The sequence below is a fragment of the Gordonibacter pamelaeae 7-10-1-b genome, assembly GCF_000210055.1.
In the GTDB taxonomy this organism is placed as follows: Bacteria; Actinomycetota; Coriobacteriia; order Coriobacteriales; family Eggerthellaceae; genus Gordonibacter; species Gordonibacter pamelaeae.
This window is the reverse complement of sequence record NC_021021.1, coordinates 2,968,913-2,973,230: the sequence shown is the minus strand read 5'-3', so window position 1 is coordinate 2,973,230 and position 4,318 is coordinate 2,968,913. Positions and strand designations below refer to the sequence as shown.

4 protein-coding genes are annotated in these 4,318 nt (G+C 65.3%); 2 read left to right on the top strand and 2 right to left on the bottom strand.

What is annotated here, in order from left to right:
• The first annotated feature begins 764 nt into the window (after nt 1–764).
• The gene (locus GPA_RS13700; protein ID WP_015540231.1) at nt 765–1,736 is read left to right on the top strand and encodes a substrate-binding periplasmic protein; all 972 of its coding nucleotides are present in this window, start codon (nt 765–767) and stop codon (nt 1,734–1,736) included.
• A gap of 129 nt (nt 1,737–1,865) precedes the next feature.
• Here the strand turns inward: GPA_RS13700 and GPA_RS13695 are convergent, their stop codons facing one another.
• Both GPA_RS13695 and GPA_RS13690 read right to left on the bottom strand, forming a co-directional pair.
• Entirely contained in the window at nt 1,866–2,795 is a 930-nt protein-coding gene (locus GPA_RS13695; RefSeq protein ID WP_041239677.1) for a SufB/SufD family protein, read from the bottom strand.
• 92 nt (nt 2,796–2,887) lie between these two features.
• Nucleotides 2,888–3,664 (bottom strand): ABC transporter ATP-binding protein, encoded by a 777-nt coding sequence (locus GPA_RS13690; protein WP_015540230.1) that lies wholly within the window; start codon nt 3,662–3,664, stop codon nt 2,888–2,890.
• Nucleotides 3,665–3,864: 200 nt separating this feature from the next.
• On the opposite strand from GPA_RS13690, the gene GPA_RS19490 reads away from it, so the two are divergent.
• Entirely contained in the window at nt 3,865–4,086 is a 222-nt protein-coding gene (locus tag GPA_RS19490; protein WP_167536682.1) for a hypothetical protein, read from the top strand.
• Nucleotides 4,087–4,318 lie beyond the last annotated feature (232 nt).

The following is a 4,318-nucleotide window of genomic DNA, read 5'->3' as shown; positions in this document are numbered from 1 at the left end:
CAGGTGTCGCACAGCACCTCGCCAGGCGCGTCGCACACGGCGCAGCGCGTGGGCCACAGCGTCTCCGCCAGGGCCTCGGCGGCGCCGCGGACGTAGAGGCGCGTTCTGTCGACTGCGAGGGACATGCTTCGAGCATAGCGCCGCAACCTAGCACGCCGACCGTATTCCCGCCGTCGCCGAGCCGCCCGGACCTTGCCCGAACCTGGCGCGGGCACCGTCCCCGCCTTGCGCCTTAGCCGTTCCCGCCTTGCCGACCCGCCGTGCGGATCTTGCCCGTCGGCCGTGCGGATCTTGCGCGGGCTGGCACGTGCGGTGCCGATCCTGCTCACAGGGTCCCCCTGCGCGACCCCAACACCGGCCCGCCCGTTTTCGCGACCCTCCGCGGGCAGGGGCGGGCCCTTTCGAATGCTTCCGGCGATTCTTGTCGTGCGATTCTGCGCGCCGCGCTTCCGGGCGTTTTCCCTATCTGCTAAACTGGACGGTGCTTCTTTCGAGTCTGTAGTTGCGGGACGTCTATCCCTAGTCCATGGCAGATGCGGTCGAAAGGATCCACGTAAGTCGAACCGACCTGGTCGGGGAGGCGATCATGGCGCATCCTAGAGGTAAGTCGCACCGCCCGTTTACTTACGACGCGGCATACGGCCGCGACGGGCGAGAGGGTAACCGGTGGGAGCTGGGCCCCGGTGCGCGAGTGTGGGGGCAAAGACTAGGTCAGTCGAAAGGGGCGCTTTGAGAGAGAAACAGCGGATGGAGGCACACCGGAAATGAAGCGTATGAAGGCGCTCGTATGCTGCGCGGCAGCCGCCTGCCTGGCGATGGTGCTGGCAGGATGCTCGTCGCAGCAGAGCTACACCCCTCCCGAGAAGAGCGCGACGGTGTCGTCGCCCACCATCGGCAAAAGCGGCACGTTGCGGGTCGGCGTGAACGCGGGATCGCCGCCGTTGGCCGGCTCGCCCTCGTCCTCGTCGAAGATCGTCGGCATCGACGTCGACGTAGCCGCGGCGCTGGCCGACCAGCTGGGCTTGAAGCTGGAGATAGTGGACGTGGGGACCGATCCCGAGGCCGCGCTCAAGGAGGGCAAGGTCGACGTGGCCATGGGCATCGGCTCCGAGAGCGACGTGTCGTTCTGGAGGTCGCCGGCGTACCTGCCGAAGGGCGTGGCGCTGTTCTCCACCTCGGCGAACGCGACGGTGCCCACCAAGGCGTCGTCCCCCAAGATCGCGGCCCAGGTGTCCTCCACCAGCTCGTGGCAGGTCACCAACGAGTTCGGCCAGGACGCGCTCGTGTCCGAGAACGACCTGAAGAGCGCGTTCGCCGCCCTTGCCGACGGCTCCGCCCAGTACGTGGCGGCCGATGCCGTCATCGGCATGTACGCGGCCCACAGCGGCGACTACGATGCGCAGATCGTGGCGCTCATGCAGCAGCCCGGCGGTTACTGCGTCGGCGTGCTCGAGGCGAACACCGAGCTGCAGGCGGCCGTCAAGGATGCGCTCGCTGCGCTCACCGACGGCGGCATCGTGTCGGTCATCGAGAAGAAGTGGCTGGGCACGGACATCGACGCCTCGTCGCTCCCGCTCACGACGGGCGCCTCCTCGGCGAAGACGGACGAGTCCAAGGCCAACGGAGACGGGGCGACCAGCGGCGACGGCAGCGAGAACGCGCCCGCTGCCGAAGACGACGAGGAGGGCAACGTCGAGGACAACGCCGGCAGGAACGCCGTGCAGCCCACAGCGTAAGCCCTCGTCGAGGAACCCGCTTCCCAAGCTGAAAGAAAGAGCCCGCATAAGCGGGCTCTTTCTTTTATTCGGTAGACTTTCCCAATCGCTCGGGAAAGCGCTTCGCATGCCGTGCGTGCGGCGAAGCGGTTAGTTCAGGAAGTCCTCGAGGATTTCCTGCTCGGCCTCCTCCTCGGTGAGTCCGAGCGTCATGAGCTTGATGATCTGGTCGCCGGCGATCTTGCCGATGGCGGCCTCGTGCACCAGGAGCGCGTCCTCGCTCGCGGCCTCGATGCCGGGGATGGCCGTGACCTTGGCCTTGCCCATGATGATGGCATCGCACTGCACGTGACCGCGGCAGGCCGCCTCGCCGATGACGAGCGGGTTGAACACCTGCTTGGAGTTGTCCTGCGCCACCGAGCGCGAGATCACCTGCACGCTGGAGTCGTCGCCCTTGAGCTCCACCTTCATGTTCGAGGTGGCCACCTGGTCGTCGTGCGTCAGCAGCTTCTCGGTGAGCACCAGCTTCGCGCCCGCGCCCAGCTCGGCGTTCGTGTCGCGCACGGTGGACGACACGCCGCGCAGTTGCGTGAGCTCCATCTCGCAGCTCGAGTTTTCCTCCATCACCACGTTCGTCACGGGGTTGAGGATGCGCTCGCCGGTGCCCGCGCCCTCGCCGTAGTGCTTCTCCACGTACTTCACGTGGCTGTTCTTCCCGCAGTAGAACGTGTGGATGCCGTCGTGCTCGGAGGCCTGGTGGCTCTCGTTGTGGATGCCGCAGCCGGCGATGATGGTCACGTCGCAGTCGTCCTCGATGTAGAACGTGTTGTACACGACGTCCTTCAGGCCCGCCTGCGTCACGATGACGGGGATGTACACCGTCTCGCCCTTCGTGCCGGCCTTGATGCGGATGTCGATGCCGGGGTTGTCCGTCTTCGTGGCGATCTCGATGTTCGCCGACGAGTGGCGCTCGACGAGCTGCCCGTCCTTGCGGATGTTGAACGCGCCTTTCGGCATGCCGTGTATGTTGGCGATCTCGGCGAGCAGGCTCTCGTCGATGGGGGACAAATCAACAGCCATGATGGCCTCCTTCGTGGGTAGTATCCGTATCGCGCTCTCGCCTACAGGCGAACGAATGTTTCACGTGAAACATTCGGCGCGACGCGGGCGGGTTAGCAGGTGGTGGGGATCTCGGTCAGGTGCAGCTCGGGCGGCTCGGTGAACGAACAGCCGGGGATACCCTTCGCCACGAAGCCCAGCTTCGGCATGAGCTCGGCCGGCGTTCCCGCCTCGGCCACCTGGCCGTTTTTCAGCAGCACGATCTCGTCGGCCAGCTGGATGATGCGCTCCTGGTGCGAGATGATCACGATGGAGCGCCCGTCGCGCGCCTCGTGGATGTCGCGGAACGTCTCGGTCAGGCGGTCGAAGCTCCACAGATCGATGCCGGCCTCAGGCTCGTCGTAGATGGCGAGCTTCGGGTCGCGCGCGAGGATGGTGGCGATCTCGATACGCTTCACCTCGCCGCCGGAGAGGTTCTTGTCCACCTCGCGGGTGAGGTAGTTCGCCGAGCACAGGCCCACGCGCGCCAGGTGCTCGTTGCACGAGAGCATGGGCAGCTTCTTGCCGGCGGCGATGTCCAGGAGCTTCTTCACCTTCATGCCCTTGAAGCGGGCGGGCTGCTGGAAGCCGTAGCCGATGCCCTTCTTCGCACGCTCGGAGATGGACAGGTTCGTGATGTCCTCGCCGTCGAACAGGATCTGGCCGCCCGTGGGCTGCTCCACGCCCATGATGAGCTTGGCAAGCGTGGACTTGCCGCCGCCGTTCGGGCCGGTGATGACCGTGAAGCGGTCGTCGGGGATCGTGAGCGTGAGGTCGTCGATGATGCGCTTCGTCTCCTTCGCGCCCTCCGACAGCGGTACTTCAAACGTGAGGTTCTTCAGTTCCAACATGGCAGATGCTCTCCGTCTCTTCCTCCACTAATTGATACTACATTACTACCATTTATGGTGCATGGCGTCAAGGCGCGGTGTCCGATACCCCCTCGGACGGCGCGCCGCGCCCCCTCGGACGGCAGCGCGAAGAACCCGCTCATGCGCCGATTCGTTCCAATCGTTAATTCTAGCTTTTAAAGCCTGGAACGGAAGCATGAATGTCTTATTTATTCGCCCGAAAGGCGCAAGGGTGCGTCAAGCACGTACAAATGTTTCACGTGAAACATCGCGTGCGCCTGCACGCTGGAATCACGAGCAACGGAATAGCCACGGGCTCGCCGAACGACCGCGTGAAAAAGGCGGGTGCGCGAAACCGGGCGATCGAAAAAACGATGCACGAAAAAACGAGCGATCGAAAAAAATGCGCTCCAGCGCGTTAGGGCGCTGGAGCGCATTGCGGGCGCGGTTTCGTCGCAGCGACGCCGCGACCGTGCTGCGGAAGAGCGCTTGCAGCGCCTGCCTCAGCCGGCGTTGCAAGCGCGTCGTCACTCGTTCAGCAGGTCGACCACCTCGAAGGGGGTGCGGGCGGCCTCGATGATGTCCTTGCTGCCGAACGTGCACACGGCATCATGCGCCACGGCGGCCGCCAGGGGGGCGGCCAGCGCGCGCACG

What these genes read in the sequence shown, in the direction of transcription:
- GPA_RS13690 (WP_015540230.1), bottom strand. Translation starts at nt 3,664, where the DNA reads ATGTTGGAACTGAAGAACCTCACGTTTGAAGTACCGCTGTCGGAGGGC.
- GPA_RS19490 (WP_167536682.1), top strand. Translation starts at nt 3,865, where the DNA reads ATGTCTTATTTATTCGCCCGAAAGGCGCAAGGGTGCGTCAAGCACGTA.
- GPA_RS13695 (WP_041239677.1), bottom strand. Translation starts at nt 2,795, where the DNA reads ATGGCTGTTGATTTGTCCCCCATCGACGAGAGCCTGCTCGCCGAGATC.
- GPA_RS13700 (WP_015540231.1), top strand. Translation starts at nt 765, where the DNA reads ATGAAGCGTATGAAGGCGCTCGTATGCTGCGCGGCAGCCGCCTGCCTG.